At 66.0% G+C, this 15,272-nt stretch carries 12 protein-coding genes and 1 tRNA gene; 4 read left to right on the forward strand and 9 right to left on the reverse strand.

From position 1 onward, the window contains the following. Positions 1-300: 300 nt before the first annotated feature. Positions 301-1,980 carry a DUF3300 domain-containing protein gene (locus tag BLS50_RS21260; RefSeq protein WP_074803926.1) on the forward strand — a complete coding sequence of 560 codons (1,680 nt, stop codon included), beginning with the start codon at positions 301-303 and terminating at the stop codon, positions 1,978-1,980. Between the two features lie 69 nt (positions 1,981-2,049). Here the strand turns inward: BLS50_RS21260 and BLS50_RS21265 are convergent, their stop codons facing one another. Continuing rightward, a complete protein-coding gene (locus BLS50_RS21265; RefSeq protein WP_074803928.1) occupies positions 2,050-2,700 on the reverse strand; it encodes a pyridoxamine 5'-phosphate oxidase family protein in 651 nt (216 codons plus the stop codon). A gap of 234 nt (positions 2,701-2,934) precedes the next feature. Here BLS50_RS21265 and pdxR point away from each other — a divergent pair, with 234 nt between their 5' ends. Next, the gene (pdxR, locus tag BLS50_RS21270; protein WP_074803930.1) at positions 2,935-4,401 is read left to right on the forward strand and encodes a MocR-like pyridoxine biosynthesis transcription factor PdxR; all 1,467 of its coding nucleotides are present in this window, start codon (positions 2,935-2,937) and stop codon (positions 4,399-4,401) included. 7 nt (positions 4,402-4,408) lie between these two features. On the opposite strand, the gene BLS50_RS21275 is transcribed toward pdxR, so the two are convergent. Then, positions 4,409-5,959 carry a phospholipase D family protein gene (locus BLS50_RS21275; RefSeq protein ID WP_074803932.1) on the reverse strand — a complete coding sequence of 517 codons (1,551 nt, stop codon included), beginning with the start codon at positions 5,957-5,959 and terminating at the stop codon, positions 4,409-4,411. Between the two features lie 60 nt (positions 5,960-6,019). Between BLS50_RS21275 and BLS50_RS35490 the strand changes: the two genes are divergently transcribed. Continuing rightward, complete coding sequence (locus BLS50_RS35490) at positions 6,020-6,211, forward strand: hypothetical protein (RefSeq protein ID WP_124624686.1); 192 nt, start codon at positions 6,020-6,022, stop codon at positions 6,209-6,211. A 4-nt stretch (positions 6,212-6,215) separates the two neighbouring features. Here the strand turns inward: BLS50_RS35490 and BLS50_RS21280 are convergent. The 6 genes from BLS50_RS21280 to BLS50_RS21305 form a co-directional block, all read right to left on the reverse strand. Next, positions 6,216-6,294, reverse strand: a tRNA-Ile gene (locus BLS50_RS21280). Positions 6,295-6,432: 138 nt separating this feature from the next. Then, a complete protein-coding gene (rpoD, locus tag BLS50_RS21285; protein ID WP_074803934.1) occupies positions 6,433-8,850 on the reverse strand; it encodes an RNA polymerase sigma factor RpoD in 2,418 nt (805 codons plus the stop codon). Positions 8,851-8,938: 88 nt separating this feature from the next. Next, a complete protein-coding gene (gene dnaG / locus BLS50_RS21290; protein WP_011694686.1) occupies positions 8,939-10,816 on the reverse strand; it encodes a DNA primase in 1,878 nt (625 codons plus the stop codon). A 70-nt stretch (positions 10,817-10,886) separates the two neighbouring features. Next, the gene (locus BLS50_RS21295; protein WP_006479409.1) at positions 10,887-11,333 is read right to left on the reverse strand and encodes a GatB/YqeY domain-containing protein; all 447 of its coding nucleotides are present in this window, start codon (positions 11,331-11,333) and stop codon (positions 10,887-10,889) included. A gap of 194 nt (positions 11,334-11,527) precedes the next feature. After that, positions 11,528-11,740 (reverse strand): 30S ribosomal protein S21, encoded by a 213-nt coding sequence (gene rpsU / locus BLS50_RS21300; RefSeq protein WP_006479415.1) that lies wholly within the window; start codon positions 11,738-11,740, stop codon positions 11,528-11,530. Between the two features lie 104 nt (positions 11,741-11,844). Continuing rightward, complete coding sequence (locus BLS50_RS21305; protein WP_226210126.1) at positions 11,845-13,110, reverse strand: BaiN/RdsA family NAD(P)/FAD-dependent oxidoreductase; 1,266 nt, start codon at positions 13,108-13,110, stop codon at positions 11,845-11,847. Between the two features lie 85 nt (positions 13,111-13,195). On the opposite strand from BLS50_RS21305, the gene tsaD reads away from it, so the two are divergent. After that, on the forward strand, positions 13,196-14,236 hold the full coding sequence (gene tsaD / locus BLS50_RS21310; protein ID WP_011548147.1) for a tRNA (adenosine(37)-N6)-threonylcarbamoyltransferase complex transferase subunit TsaD: 1,041 nt from the start codon (positions 13,196-13,198) through the stop codon (positions 14,234-14,236). A 94-nt stretch (positions 14,237-14,330) separates the two neighbouring features. Here the strand turns inward: tsaD and folE2 are convergent, their stop codons facing one another. Next, positions 14,331-15,140, reverse strand: coding sequence for a GTP cyclohydrolase FolE2 (gene folE2 / locus BLS50_RS21315; RefSeq protein WP_011548148.1), 810 nt, complete (start codon positions 15,138-15,140; stop codon positions 14,331-14,333). Positions 15,141-15,272 lie beyond the last annotated feature (132 nt).

Below are 15,272 nucleotides of genomic sequence, written 5' to 3' on the forward strand. Positions count from 1 at the left end.
GCGCCCCAACCTTGCAATCGTTGCGCAAACAACTTTCATGTCGGTTACCGCGCGCCCGCCTGTCCACTTACGGACTGCAAGGTACACACACTGTTACACAACACCGCGACAACTTCCGTGCGTGTCGTGCGTTTAACTGAAGGTATCGATTCGTCGCGGGACAACCGCCATGCGAACACGATCCAGCCGCCCGCTCCGGCCGATGCCACCGGAACCTGCGCGCACGGTCGCGACATGGTGTTCGAGCCGATCGCCCGGCCCGCGTGCCTGCCAACGCTGCCACCACACCGAACGAACAACATGAACCATGCCCGTGCACACCGCCCCGTCAGGACGCTGATCGCGTCGTCCGTCATCGTGTCGCTGCTCGGCCTGTCGGCCTGTAAGCACGACGACAACAGCGCCGCCGCGCCGGCCAGCGATGCGAGCGCCGCCTCGGCGGCACAGCCCGCGTCGACGCCCGTCGCGTACACGCCGCCGAGTGCCGACCAGCTCTACCAGATGGTCGCGCCGATCGCGCTGTTCCCCGACAAGCTAGTCGCGCTGGTGCTCGCGGGCGCAACGTATCCGGACCAGATAACGGCCGCCAATACATGGGTGACGCAAAATCCGTCGTTGAAGGGCCAGGCGCTCGCGAGCGCCGCCGATGCGCAGCCGTGGGACCCGTCCGTCAAGGCGCTGACCGCGTTCCCCGCGGTGCTGTCGCAAATGGCGTCGAACCCGGCCTGGTCCACCTCGCTCGGACAGGCGTACTACAACGATCCGACCGACGTGATGAATGCGATCCAGGTGATGCGCCAGCGCGCGCAGAAATCCGGCCATCTGCGCTCGAGCGGCCAGATGCGGGTCACGCAAGTCGCGCAAGCCGCGCCGGCGGGGTACACGCCGGCCCCCGACGCGCCGGCGGTCTACAGCGGGCCGGCGATCGTGCCGCCGCCCGAACAGGCGATCGAGATCGAACCCGCACAGCCCGATGTCGTGTACGTGCCATCGTACAACCCGACCGTCGTCTACGGCGAGCCGGTTTCGTCCTATCCCGGCTATGTGTATCGGCCACCCGTTTACAGCACCGGCGAAGTCGTCACGGCCGGCGTGATCACGTTTGGCATCGGCATCGCCGTCGGCGCGGCGATCTTCGGGCATCACGACTGGGGCTGGCACGCATGGGGCGTGAACTGGGGTGCACCACACCCCGAAGGCCCGGCGTGGCACGGCGGCTGGCAGCGTCCGGCTGTGGTGTACAACCACACCACCTACGTGACGAAGTCGACCACGGTGGTCAACAACATCACGAACATCCGCAACACACGCATCACGAACAACTACGGCGGCAACGTCACCAACAACAACACGACGATCGAGCGCAACACGGTCCGGCCGGGCGCGGAGCCGATGCGCGGCCAGGCCCTGGAGCAGCGCCCGGGTGCCGCGCCGATGACGATCCCGCATTTCGGTGCAAACGACGCGCGCCCCGGTGCACGACCCGCGCCCGAAGCATTCGCGCAGCATCGCGCGAATGCGCCGCATGCCGAGGTGCCAGTGCCGCATCCGCCCGGTGCGACGCACGACACGCGGCAGCAGGCGGTGCAGCGCGAACATGCCGCGCAGGAGACTCGCGCGGCGGCGCAGCAACAGCAGCAGCAACGCGCGGAAATGCAGCGACACGACGTGGCCCAGCAACGCGAAGAGATACAGCAACGCAACGCCGCCCAGCAGCAGGAACACGCTCAGGCGCAGCGGCACGACGAAGCGCAACAGCAGCAACGCGTGGAAGCGCAGCAACGTGACGATGCCCGGCAACAGCAGCGGAGCGAGGCAGCACAACAGCAACAACGCAAGGAGATGCAGCCGCACCCCGAAGCGCCGCCGCGCGAACACGCGGCACCGCAGCCTCGGCAGGCAGCGCCCGAGCATGCGCACGCGCCGCATCCGGCCGAGTCGCACCCGCCGCACGAGTCGCGCGAACATCGGCCGGGGTAAAAGCACGACACGCCGGCATCATGGCCATGCGGGCGCTACAGCCCGCCACGCCACGCGCCGCCGCGCCCTTCAATCGGCCCAGTTTCGGACGTAGTCCGGCACCACCACGTTGCCGTCGGCATGGACCGGCGCGCCGCGCGTCGTCTTCAGCGGCAAGATCCCGGCCCACACCGCCAGCCCGAGATCTTCCTCCTTGTCGGACGGCAGCGAATCGCTGATTTTCACGGCCGCTTCCGCCATCGAAATCCGCAGCACGCTGGTCGCATTGATTTCCTTCGAATTGCCCGGCCGCGCTTCATGCTTGCGGCCCGGCGCGATCTTGTCCATCAACGCATCCAGCGCGGCGAGTTTTTCGGCGCTGCCTTCGATCACGTCGAACTGCCCGTAGATCACCGCCGACCGATAATTCATCGAATGATTGAAGGCGGATCTGGCCAGCACGAGGCCGTCCAGCAGCGTCATCGCGACGCAAGCCTGCGTGCCGGCCGACAATGCCTTGATCATCCGGCTGCCGTTCGACCCGTGGATATAGAGGTCATCGCCCCTTCTCCAGTGCGCGGTCGGAATGCAGTGCGTGTTCTGCCCGTCGCCGAACGCGATGTGACAGACATACGCTTCGTCCACGATGCGGTGGAGCATCGTGCGATCGTGGCTCCCCAGTTCAGGCAAGCGGCGAATGGTTGTACGCGGCGTGGAAGAGAGATCGGTCTTTTCGTTCATCTATCTGTACTGCGAAATGAATGGTATCGGCATCGCGCCGTATCCGTGCATGAGCGCGCGACTACCCCGCCCATCGACAGTCGCTCGTCGAATCGAGCAAAATACGCGCATCCCGCCAGTCGCGCCGATCGCTGAAAATGCGCGTTACCGGCCTGCCCCGCGAGAACGTGAACGATACGATGCGCGCGGCCTCTTCGAAAGAACCAGCACAACGAAAATTTCTGGAACCAGCCCATGGATCTCGCGCTGCTCATCTCGTCGCTTGCCAGACAGGACGGCGCGACAACGCATAGTCGGCAGGAAGCCCTCTACCGGAGCCTGCGCAACATGCTGCTGGACGGGCACCTCCCGCGCGGCACGCGGCTCGCGTCGACGCGCGTGCTCGCGGCCGAGTTGGGCATCGCGCGCAATTCCGCGGTCTATGCGTACGAGCGTCTTGCCGAGGAAGGCTTCGTGGCGGCCACGCGCAACGGCACGATCACGCTATGGGACGGATGCGACCGCTCGAACGTCGCAAAGGAAGACGGCCCCGCGCCGGTTCACTTGTCGGCGCGCGTGCACGGGCTGGAGAACGCCGACCCCGAGCCCGAACGCATGCTGCCGTTCGTTCCCGGCCTGCCGTCCCTCGACGAATTCCCGGTTGCCCAGTGGCGTCGTTGCATCGAGCGCGCATGGAAGACCATCACGCCGGCCCGGCTGGCGTACGGCCCGGTCGAAGGGCTGCCCGAACTGCGGCGCGCGGTAGCCGCGTACATCCGCGTGTCGCGCGGCGTGCGCTGCGACACGGGCCAGGTGTTCATCACCGACGGCACGCAGAGCAGCCTCGAACTCTGCGCGCGCATGCTGGCGAATCCGGGGGAATACGGCTGGCTCGAGAACCCTTGCTACAACGGCGCGAGAACCGCGTTCTGGTCGACCGGCCTGAATCCCGTGCCGATCGAGGTCGATCGCGAGGGCATGGCGCCGACCGACGCGCAGTGGCGCACCCACCCGCCCCGGCTGATTTATACGACACCGTCGCACCAGTACCCGCTCGGCGCGCTGATGAGCCCGCGGCGGCGCGCGGCGCTCGTCGAGCATGCCCGTGCATGCGGCGCGTGGATCATCGAGGACGACTACGACAGCGAGTTCCGTCACGGCGGCCAGCCGCTGCCCGCGATCCAGGGCCTGCATGCGGATGCACCGGTGTGCTATCTCGGCACGTTCAGCAAGACGATGTTTCCGGCCCTTCGGCTCGGCTTCATGGTGGTGCCGCCGGTACTGGTCGACCGCTTCACGCGCACGCTGCGCGAACTCGTCCATCGCGGCCACTCGGCCGACCAGTTGGCGATGGCCGAATTCATCGACACCGGCCTCTTTGCGCGGCACCTGCGGAAGATGCGGGCACTCTACGCCGACCGGCGCGGCAGCCTCGAAGCGGCGCTCGCCCGCCATCTCGGCACGTCGCTGAGCGTGCGGGAAAGCCCCGGCGGCATGCATCTCTCCGCGGATCTCGCGGTGCCGCTGCACGATACCGACGTCGCGCGTACGGCCGCCGCCCGCGGCTTGCGGCTCCAACCGCTGAGCAGCTATTGCATCGGCGACGGCCGCCGCTACAACGGCTTCGTGCTCGGCTATTCAGGGCTGAGCGACGCGACGATCGAGACAGCGGCGATGCAGTTCGCCGACGTCATCGAGCAGCACCGCCGCGCGCGGCACTGAGTGCCGCTCACAATTGCGATTCGATCGGAAACAGCCCGAGAAACCACACTTCCATCCGCCGCGGCGCCGACACTTCCGGCTCGTGATCGATCTCGGTGACCTTCCCGTCTGCATCCGTCTGAACCCACTTGAGGCGCCCGCTGCCGGCCGCATCGGTTCTCGCCTCGACACGCCACGCGATCTGGTCGAGCCGCGCCTCCAGATCGTTGGCCACCTGCGATGCAATCGCCGGGCTCTCGCAATAAACGCCGATCTCCGTATTGAGGTTCAGCGAGCGCGGATCGAGATTCATCGACCCGATGAAGATGCTCGTGTGATCGAACACGTAGGTCTTCGCATGCAGCGACGCGCGCGACGAGCCGATGATCACCTGCTTCGAAATGCTCTTGTCGCCCGAGGGCCGGCGCTCGTAAAGCCGCACGCCGGCGTTCACCAGATCGCTTCGATAGCGGCGGTAGCCGGCATGCACGGCCGCCACGTCGGTCGACGCGAGCGAATTGGTCAGCACCGTCACGCGCACGCCGCGCGCCGTGAGCGCGCGCAGCCGCTCGACCACTTCCTTGCCCGGCACGAAATACGGCGACACGATCAGCAGGTCGTGCCGGGGCTGCAACGCAAGCGCACGCAACTGCGGCATCAGGTGCCCGTCGCTGTCCTTCGGCGGGTGCGCGATCTTCGACGGATCGTCGTACAGCACCGTCGCACGCCCCCACGACAGCTCCGTGCCCTGCCCGTGGACGATCCGGTCGAGCCGCTGGCGGGCCTCGAGCACGTAAGGATTGTCCTCCATGGCCCTCAGGTAGTCGCGCAACCGTTCTCGCTCGCGCTCGAGGCCGCCGGGCGCCGCATCGTGCCCGACCAGCGTATCGACCGGATACGCGTACGGCGAATTCCAGAACGTATCGAATTCCGTCGAGATGTCTTTCACGACCGGCCCGTGAACGACGACATCGAGATCGCCGAACTCCAGCATCGACGATGCACCGAAGTATTCATCGCCGATATTACGGCCGCCGACGATCGCCGCCTGGTTGTCCGCGATCATCGCCTTGTTGTGCATGCGCCGGTTGACGCGCGAGAACTCGAACAGGGTGCCGAGCTTCTTGAACCGGCGCGTCGCCACCGGATTGAACAGCCGGATCTCGATGTTCGGATGCGCGCTGATCTCGAGCAGCTTGCGGTCGTCGGCGTTGGTGCCGAGATCGTCGAGCAGCGCGCGCACGCGCACGCCGCGATCGGCCGCACGCATGACCGCGTCGGCCAGTTCGTGGCCAGTCAGGTCGTCGTGCCAGATGTAGTACTGAAGGTCCAGCGAGCGCTCGGCGCGATCGGCGAGCAGCACGCGCGCGTCCAGTGCGTCGACCGGATCGGTCAGCAAATGAAACGCGTCCTGCCCCGGATGGGCGGCAGCCTGCTGGCGAAATGCCACGCCGAGGCGCGTATCGTCGGTATCGGTGAATGCATGCGTCGGCGCGCGGTCCGCCTGCGGCGGCAGGCTCGCGCAGGCGGCAAGCATCAGCAACGACAGAATCGCACCCCACGAACGCAGCCTGATCATGATCGCCGTCCCCGCTCCCGGGTGAAATCCGTTTGTTCTGGCCGCCGAATGGAGGCGGCATTGATCGGCGGTCCTGACGTGCGCGCGTATCGCGCCGAGGCCGCCGCGCCACAGCATACTTCGATTGCCATCGGCACGGCAGCCCCTCGTTGTTTTCCTGATCGCACCGCGCAGCCGCCCAAAGAAAAACCCGCGACGCATGACGCGATCGCGGGTTTTCGGCATGCCGCGATACTGCGCGGCGCGGCATGAAATCTGGTGGGCCCCCCGGGAGTCGAACCCGGCACCAACGAATTATGAGTTCGCTGCTCTAACCAAGCATGAGCTAGGGGCCCAGACGAGAAGCAAAGCGTGCTACACGCCACCCCGGCAACGAAGCCGGGCCGGCATTGTAACAACAAAGACGACAGAGGGAACGAACGCCACCGGCATCATGCGGATACCGGCGGCGTTCGTAAGAGAGACGCTGGAAATCAGTTCCCTTCGAGGAACGACTTCAGCTTGTCGGAACGGCTCGGGTGACGCAGCTTGCGCAGCGCCTTGGCCTCGATCTGACGGATCCGCTCGCGCGTGACGTCGAACTGCTTGCCGACTTCCTCGAGCGTGTGATCGGTGCTCATCTCGATACCGAAACGCATCCGCAGCACCTTCGCCTCGCGCGGCGTCAGCGAATCGAGCACGTCCTTCACGACGTCGCGCATGCTGGCATGCAGCGCGGCATCCGCCGGCGCGACCGTGTTGGTGTCCTCGATGAAGTCGCCGAGATGGGAATCGTCGTCGTCACCGATCGGCGTTTCCATCGAGATCGGCTCCTTCGCGATCTTCATGATCTTGCGGATCTTGTCTTCCGGCATCTCCATCTTCTCGGCGAGCGTTGCCGGGTCCGGCTCGAGACCGGTTTCCTGCAGGATCTGCCGCGAGATGCGGTTCATCTTGTTGATCGTTTCGATCATGTGAACCGGAATACGGATCGTGCGCGCCTGGTCGGCGATCGAGCGCGTGATGGCCTGACGGATCCACCACGTCGCATAGGTCGAGAACTTGTAGCCGCGACGGTATTCGAACTTGTCCACCGCCTTCATCAGGCCGATGTTGCCTTCCTGGATCAGGTCGAGGAACTGCAGGCCGCGGTTCGTGTACTTCTTCGCGATCGAGATCACGAGACGCAGGTTGGCCTCGGTCATTTCGCGCTTCGCCTGACGCGCCTTCAGTTCGCCGGCCGCCATCTGGCGGTTGGTTTCCTTCAGGTCCTTCAGCGGCAGCACGACGCGCGCCTGCAGGTCGAGCAGGCGTTGCTGCTGTTCGCGGATCGCCGGGACGTTACGCGACAGCACCGCGCTGTACGGGTGGCCTTCCGCGGTGATCTTCTCGGCCCAGTCGAGATCCGTCTCGCTGCCCGGGAAGCGCGCGATGAATTCCGAGCGCGGCATGCCGCACTTGTCGACGACGATGTGCAGGATCTGACGCTCGACCTGACGCACTTCGTCCACCTGCGCGCGCAGCGTGTCGCACAGGCGTTCGACGGTACGCGCGGTGAAGCGGATCGTCATCAGTTCGCTCTGGATCGTTTCCTGCGCCTTCAGGTAGGCCTTCGACTTGTAGCCTTCCTTCTCGAACGCGCGGCGCATCTTGTCGAACCACTCGCTGATCTGCGAGAACTTCTCGAGCGACGCGCGCTTGAGGGCTTCGAGCTGGGCGGCGTTCGCCGATGCCTGCGCGGCACCGTCGTCTTCCTCCTCTTCCTCCTCTTCCTCTTCCTCTTCGGCTTCCTCGTCCTCGTTCTCGATGGCTTCCGCTTCCTTCGCGGAGAAGCCGTCCGTATCGGCGGCGTCCGCGGCATTCGGATCGAGCAGGCCGTCGACGAGCTCGTCGACGCGGATCTCTTCGTTCGCGACGCGTTCGGCCATCGCGAGGATGTCGGCGATCGTCGTCGGGCACGCGGAGATGGCCATCACCATGTGGCGCAGGCCGTCCTCGATCCGCTTCGCGATCTCGATTTCGCCTTCGCGCGTGAGCAGCTCGACCGTGCCCATCTCGCGCATGTACATCCGGACCGGATCGGTCGTGCGGCCGAATTCCGAATCGACGGTGGACAGCGCGACTTCCGCTTCCTCCTCGACTTCATCGTCCGACGACGCGGCGGGCGCGTTGTCGTTCAGGAGCAGCGTTTCCGCGTCCGGCGCCTGCTCGTAAACCGCCACGCCCATGTCGTTGAACGTGCCGATGATGCCCTCGAGGGCTTCCGTCTCGGTGAAGTTGTCCGGCAGGTGGTCGTTGATTTCGGCGTACGTGAGGAAGCCGCGCTCCTTGCCGAGCTTGATCAGCGCGCGCAGTTTCACGCGGCGCTCTTCGAGCTCCTCGGCCGTGCCCGGCGTGCTCGTCGCGAACGCTTCCTTCAGCAGCGCCTTTTCCTTGGCGCGACGATCGCGCACCTTGGATTTGCCCGGTGCAGCCGCGGCTGCGGGCTGCTCGTCGCTCTGATTTGCGTCGTCTTCGACGGATACTTCGTTCAGCTTTTTGGTCATGGAGTTCGCCGTACCGGCTATATCGACTCGCGGCTGCTGGACGACAGCCGGTTGAACCGTGGGTGCATGAGTAGTACGTACTGCCGTTTCGTCCGCGTCGGCAGTCGTGTCCCTTGCGCTTTTCGCACTTGCCCGCTTCGCCGCCGGCTTGGCCGGCCCGGAGTCGGGTCTGGCGGCAGCCCGTGTTCTGGCTGCCGGCGCCGGCGCAGCCTGAGCAGTGCCGGCCGCGGTTTTCTTTCCTGCAGGGGCTGACGTGGCTGAAGACGTTGTCCTGGTGGAAGAAGCAGACTTGGCCGCTGTGACCTTCTTGGTCGGCTCCGTCGAGCCCTTGCCTGTTGCTTTCTTTCCGCCTGTCGTCTTTGCCATCGCGATTCTCGCCTCTGCTTGGAAAACAAACCGCTGGAAACCTTATATTATAGCACGCTGGGGAGCCCTCTCTAAGCGCCCCAGCCGCCTACAGCCCGAGCCGACGCTTCATGTCGGTTCGCTGCTGGTTCAATTCCGTCAATTCGGCCAACTCCTCGGGAGTGAAGGTGGATTGCCGCGCCAGCCTGTCCAGCCGGTCGCAGCAGGCGTCATAGCGCATCTTGAGCACCGCTGCCTGCAGCTCCTCCCCCGCGATCCGCTCCTGCTCACGCTGCCGCTCGGGCACCGTCTCGTCTTCCGGATTCTGTAACAGCAAATCGCGGACGTTTTCATCATAGTCCAGAATTTCGCGGAAGATTTCCTCGTAAGTCGCCCCGTTCGAGGACGTCCTGAGGACATCCGACAGCAGCCGGAACTCCGCGCCGTCGCCCAGCGCGCGCGCATGATCGACGACTTCGGCGAACAGCTCGCCGATGCGCGGCAGCGCGCGCAGGGTCGCAATCTGTTCGTCGTCGAGCTGCGATGCGATGCGCGGATGCATCACCAGCGTACGCAACGCGCGCTTTTCGCTGTCCGTCACGCGGCGCCGCTCGCTGCGCGCGGGCGCCTGCCGCGGCGGCGTCGCGATGCGCGTATCGACGTCCGACAGCGCCGCGACCTCTTCGAACGGGATATCGAGGCGGTCGGCGAACATGTGCATGATCTGCGCACGCAACGCGTTCGCCGGCAGCGCCTGCAACAGCGGCTTCGCATCGAACAGCGCCTTCGCGCGGCCTTCCGGCTGATCGAGCGCCTTGCCGGCAATCGCTTCGTTCAACAGAAATTGCGACAGCGGCATCGCCCGCTCGACCTGCTCGGAGAACGCCTCCGCGCCGAATTCGCGCACGTAGCTGTCCGGATCGTGCTCGGTCGGCAGAAAAAGGAACCGGATCGTGCGGTTGTCGCCCGCATGCGGCAGGCATGCCTCGAGCGCGCGCCGGGCCGCGCGCCGTCCGGCCGAATCGCCGTCGAAACTGAAAATGACCGTGTCGGTCTGGCGCAGCAGCTTCTGCACGTGAATCGGCGTGCATGCGGTGCCGAGCGTCGCGACCGCGTTCGGAAACCCGAGCTGCGCGAGCGCGACGACGTCCATGTAGCCTTCGACGACCAGCACGTACTTGCGCTCGCGAATCGCGAGCCGCGCCTCGAACAGCCCGTACAGCTCGCTGCCCTTGTTGAACAACGGCGTTTCAGGCGAATTCAGGTACTTCGGTTCGCCGCTGCCGAGCACGCGGCCGCCGAAACCGATCACCTGCCCCTTCACGTTGCGGATCGGGAACATGATCCGCTCGCGGAACCGGTCGTAGCGGCGCGCGACGCCCTGGGCGTCGGTTTTCTCGCTGACGATCACGAGCCCCGCCTCGACAAGCGACTCGTCGCGATAGTCCGGGAACGCGGCTTCGAGATTCTGCCAGCCGTCCGGCGCATAGCCGAGACCGAAGCGCGCGGCGATCTCGCCGGTCAGGCCCCGGTTCTTCAGGTACTGGATCGCGACGGTCGCGCCGCGCAACTGCTTGCGATAGTAGTCGCACGCCGCCGTCATCGCATCGGACAGCGCGGTCGCCACCGATTTCGACACGGGCGCCGGATAGTCGCCGCCACCGCCTCCGCCCCCACCGCCGCCGCGCATCGACGGTTCGTGCGGCACAGTCAGCCCGACGGATTGCGCGAGTTCCTGCACGGCTTCCGGGAACGTGAGCCCCGCGTGTTCCATCAGGAAGCCGATCGCGGTGCCGTGCGCGCCGCAACCGAAGCAGTGATAGAACTGCTTGGTCGGGCTCACGGTAAACGACGGGCTCTTCTCGTTATGGAACGGGCACAGGCCCATGAAGTTGGCGCCGCCCTTCTTGAGCTGCACGTACCGGCCCACCACGTCGACGATATCGACGCGGTTCAGCAAATCCTGCAGGAACGAATGCGGAATCACCGTGGGATCGAGCGAAAAAAGACAATACGACGCCCGGCGCACGCATCGCTGGGCGCGCCGGGAACGGGTTTTACTTCGTGAGCGCGGCCTTGACCTGCGCGGAAACGGCCGTCATGTCGGCACGGCCGGCGAGCTTGCCCTTCAGCACGCCCATCACCTTGCCCATGTCCTGCGGGCCGGCCGCGCCGGTTTGCGCGACGGCCGCCTGCACCTCGGCCGCCACTTCGGCGTCCGACAGTTGCGCGGGCATGTAGCCGCCCAGCACGGTCAGCTCGGCTTGCTCCTTCGCGACCAGATCGTCGCGACCGGCCGCCTGGAACTGGCTGATCGAATCCTTGCGCTGCTTGATCATCTTGTCGATCACGGCCGTGATGCCCGCGTCGTCGAGCGTGACCCGATCATCGACTTCGCGCTGCTTGATCGCGGCCATCAGCAGGCGAATCGTTGCCAGGCGCTCGCTTTCCTTCGCGCGCATCGCGGCCTTCATGTCTTCGCTGATCTGCTCTTTCAAACTCATCTTTCACCCGGGATGGAAACGTGAATCCGACGCCCGCGAATGGGCGTCAACACAAAAACCCGCTTGGGACAGTGTCTCAAGCGGGTTGCTCGAATCCGGCATCGGCGACTCGCCGCCTGATCGGCTGCGCGATCGCATTCGATCGCACGGAGTCGCCGGTGCGCCGCTCAGCGGACCGCGCGGCGCCCAATCGTTCAGTACAGCTTCTTCGGCAGCGTCTGGCTGCGAATACGCTTGTAATGACGCTTCACCGCAGCGGCCTTCTTACGCTTGCGTTCTGCGGTCGGCTTCTCGTAAAACTCGCGCGCACGAAGCTCGGTCAGCAGACCGTTCTTCTCGATCGTGCGCTTGAAGCGACGCATTGCAACTTCGAACGGCTCGTTCTCTTTAACGCGAATGATCGTCATGATCCGACACGAATAAAGGTTTGCAAGGAAAGACTACCGAGTATAGCAGAGCGATTGTTCAAAGGCACGGACCCCAATCCGCCAGAACGGCGCCGGCCGGCGCATCAGGCGCCTCGCGCATACTCGGCCGCGGCCTGCCCGGCCGCCGTGCCGGACGCCCATGCCCACTGGAAGTTGTAGCCGCCGAGCCAGCCCGTCACGTCCACCGCCTCGCCGACGAAGAACAGTCCCGGCACGCGCGCGCTCATCATCGTCGCCGACGACAGCTCGCGCGTATCAACCCCGCCCTTCGTCACCTCGGCCTTCTTGTAGCCTTCGGTGCCGTTCGGCGTCAGCGTCCAGCCGGACAGCGCGTCGCCGATCTGGCGCAGCGTCTTGTCGGGCAGATCCGCGAGCCGCGCGTCGGCCGCGACGCGATGCGTGTCGAGCCACGCATGCGCGAGGCGCGACGGCACCCAGTCGGCGAGCAGTGAGCCGATCTGGCGCTTCGACGTGCGCTTCGCGTCGAGCAGATCGGCCACCGTGTCGCGCTGCGGCAGCAGGTCGACGCGGATCGGGTCGCCGGGCTGCCAGTAGCTCGAGATCTGCAGGATGCCCGGGCCGGACAGCCCGCGATGGGTCAGCAGCAGGTCCTCGACGAATTCGCCGCCGCGCTTCTTGTCGCCGGTCGATACGCGCACTTCGAGCGATACGCCGGACAGCGGCGCGAACGGCGCCCAGTCTTGCGGCGCGAACGTCAGCGGCACAAGCGCGGGCCGCGTATCGACGAGCTTGTGGCCGAACTGCTTCGCGAGCCGGTAGCCGAAATCGGTCGCACCGATCTTCGGAATCGACAGCCCGCCGGTCGCGACGATCAGTGCGCGCGCCCCGATCGGGCCGGCCTGCTGCGTGTCGAGCGTGAAGCCGTCGGACGGCGCATGGCGCACCGCGTCGACGACGACGGGCCGGCGCCACGCGATGCCGCCCGCGTCGCACTCGTGCTTCAGCACGTCGATGATCGCGTCGCTGCCGTGGTCGCAGAAGAGCTGGCCCTTGTGCTTTTCGTGCCAGGTCACGTGATGGCGCTTGAGCAGCCCGAGGAAGTCGCGCGGCGTATAGCGCGCGAGCGCCGAGCGCGCGAAATGCGGATTCGACGACAGGTAGTTGTCGGGCCCTGCGTACAGGTTCGTGAAGTTGCAGCGGCCGCCGCCCGAGATGCGGATTTTCTCGGCAAGCCGCGGTGCGTGATCGATCAGCACGACGCGGCGGCCGAGCTGGCCTGCGACCGCGGCGCTCATCATGCCGGCGGCGCCCGCGCCGATCACGGCGATGTCATAAGTTTCCATGGCGCGGATTGTACCTGCCCGGCATCCGGCCCGGGCCGCCGCCAGCGGCGGCCGGCCCCCGCCTGCTATACTTTCCGGTTACGTTGACCTACCTGCGGCGCGCCCGAAACGGCGTGCCCTGCCCGCACCCATGCTCGTTCTCGGCATCGAAAGCTCCTGCGACGAAACCGGCCTCGCGCTCTACGACACGCAGCGCGGCCTGCTCGCGCACGCGCTCCATTCGCAGATCGCGATGCACCGCGACTACGGCGGCGTCGTGCCCGAGCTCGCATCGCGCGACCACATCCGCCGCGCGCTGCCGCTGCTCGAGGAAGTGATGGCGCAAAGCGGCACGCGCCGCGACGACATCGACGCGATCGCGTTCACGCAGGGGCCCGGCCTCGCCGGCGCGCTGCTGGTCGGCGCGAGCATCGCGAATGCGCTCGCGCTCGCGTGGAACAAGCCGACCGTCGGCATCCATCACCTCGAAGGCCACCTGCTGTCGCCGCTGCTGGTCGACGAGCCGCCGCCGTTCCCGTTCGTCGCGCTGCTGGTTTCCGGCGGCCACACGCAGCTGATGCGGGTGACCGACGTCGGCGTGTACGAGACGCTCGGCGAAACGCTCGACGACGCGGCCGGCGAAGCGTTCGACAAGACGGCGAAACTGATCGGCCTCGGTTACCCGGGCGGCCCCGAAGTATCGAAGCTGGCCGAAACGGGCACACCGGGCGCGGTCGTGCTGCCGCGCCCGATGCTGCATTCGGGCGATCTCGACTTCAGCTTCAGCGGCCTGAAGACGGCCGTGCTCACGCAGATGAAGAAATTCGAAGCGGCGAAGCTCGACGGCGAAGCACTCGAACGCGCGAAGGCCGACCTGGCACGCGGCTTCGTCGATGCGGCCGTCGACGTACTCGTCGCGAAGTCGCTCGCCGCGCTGAAGAAGACCAAGCTCAAGCGCCTCGTGGTCGCGGGCGGCGTCGGCGCGAACCGCCAGTTGCGCGCGGCACTGTCGGCGGCCGCGGCTAAGCGCGGCTTCGACGTGCACTACCCCGATCTCGCGCTCTGCACCGACAACGGCGCGATGATCGCGCTCGCGGGCGCGCTGCGGCTCGGCCGCTGGCCGGAACAGGCGAATGCCGACTACGCGTTCACGGTGAAGCCGCGCTGGGATCTCGCGTCGCTCGCGGGCTGAATCGCGCCACGCGACACCGCCAGCCGGAAAACGAAAAAGCCGCTCGTTCGAGCGGCTTTTCTCATTGGCAGGACAAAATGCCGCAGTCGCGGCGTTATGCAGCCTGCCGCTTGTCGCGTTCGATCAACGCATACGCGCTGTGATTGTGGATCGATTCGAAGTTCTCGGCTTCGAGCACGTAAGCAACCACCCGCTCGTCCGCATCGAGACGTTGTGCGACGTCGCGCACCAGATCCTCGACGAACTTCGGGTTCTCGTATGCGCGCTCGGTGACGAACTTCTCGTCCGGACGCTTCAACAGCCCCCACAGTTCGCACGACGCTTCTTCTTCCGCGATGCGGATCAGCGCCTCGACCGGCAGATCGGCGGCCAGCTCGGCATCGATCGTCACGTGCGAGCGCTGGTTGTGCGCGCCGTACTGCGAGATCTTCTTCGAGCACGGGCACAGGCTCGTGACCGGCACGAGCACCTTCAGGAACAGGCGCGTGTCGCCGTTGCGGCTTTCGCCGGCGAGCGTCACTTCATAGTCGAGCAGGCTCTGCACGCCGGACACCGGCGCGGTCTTGTTCACGAAATACGGGAACGTGACTTCGATGCGGCCGGCCTCGGCTTCGAGCTTCACGAGCATCGACGCGAGCATCGCGCGGAAGCGCTCGACCGTCAGCGGCGCGCGGTTCTCCTCGAGCAGCGCGACGAAGCGCGACATGTGCGTGCCCTTCTGATCGGCCGGCAGACGGACGTCGAGATTCCAGACACCGACGGTCGGTTGCACGTCGCCGCTTTCGGTACACACCGTCAACGGATGCCGGACCGCCTTCACGCCCACGCGCTGAATCGGGATCTGACGGGTATCCACCGTGCTCTGCACGTCGGGCATCACGAAGGCGGGATTCATCTGGTTCATCTTGTTCAATCCTTGTAAGCCGCGCGTTCGACGACGCGCACGCCGCATCATGCGGCAGCCGGAAAAGCAACATGGGCCCGCAGGCCCATGTTTTCCGCATCAATGAAGACCGGTTGCGCCAGTCGCACCGAC

Source organism: Burkholderia orbicola, assembly GCF_900100915.1.
GTDB classification, from domain to species: Bacteria; Pseudomonadota; Gammaproteobacteria; order Burkholderiales; family Burkholderiaceae; genus Burkholderia; species Burkholderia orbicola.

Excerpts from the sequence above, each read along its gene's own strand:
- pdxR (WP_074803930.1), top strand. The coding sequence starts at position 2,935 with ATGGATCTCGCGCTGCTCATCTCGTCGCTTGCCAGACAGGACGGCGCG.
- tsaD (WP_011548147.1), top strand. The coding sequence starts at position 13,196 with ATGCTCGTTCTCGGCATCGAAAGCTCCTGCGACGAAACCGGCCTCGCG.
- rpoD (WP_074803934.1), bottom strand. The coding sequence starts at position 8,850 with ATGGCAAAGACGACAGGCGGAAAGAAAGCAACAGGCAAGGGCTCGACG.
- BLS50_RS21295 (WP_006479409.1), bottom strand. The coding sequence starts at position 11,333 with ATGAGTTTGAAAGAGCAGATCAGCGAAGACATGAAGGCCGCGATGCGC.
- BLS50_RS21265 (WP_074803928.1), bottom strand. The coding sequence starts at position 2,700 with ATGAACGAAAAGACCGATCTCTCTTCCACGCCGCGTACAACCATTCGC.
- folE2 (WP_011548148.1), bottom strand. The coding sequence starts at position 15,140 with ATGAACCAGATGAATCCCGCCTTCGTGATGCCCGACGTGCAGAGCACG.
- BLS50_RS21260 (WP_074803926.1), top strand. The coding sequence starts at position 301 with ATGAACCATGCCCGTGCACACCGCCCCGTCAGGACGCTGATCGCGTCG.
- BLS50_RS21275 (WP_074803932.1), bottom strand. The coding sequence starts at position 5,959 with ATGATCAGGCTGCGTTCGTGGGGTGCGATTCTGTCGTTGCTGATGCTT.
- rpsU (WP_006479415.1), bottom strand. The coding sequence starts at position 11,740 with ATGACGATCATTCGCGTTAAAGAGAACGAGCCGTTCGAAGTTGCAATG.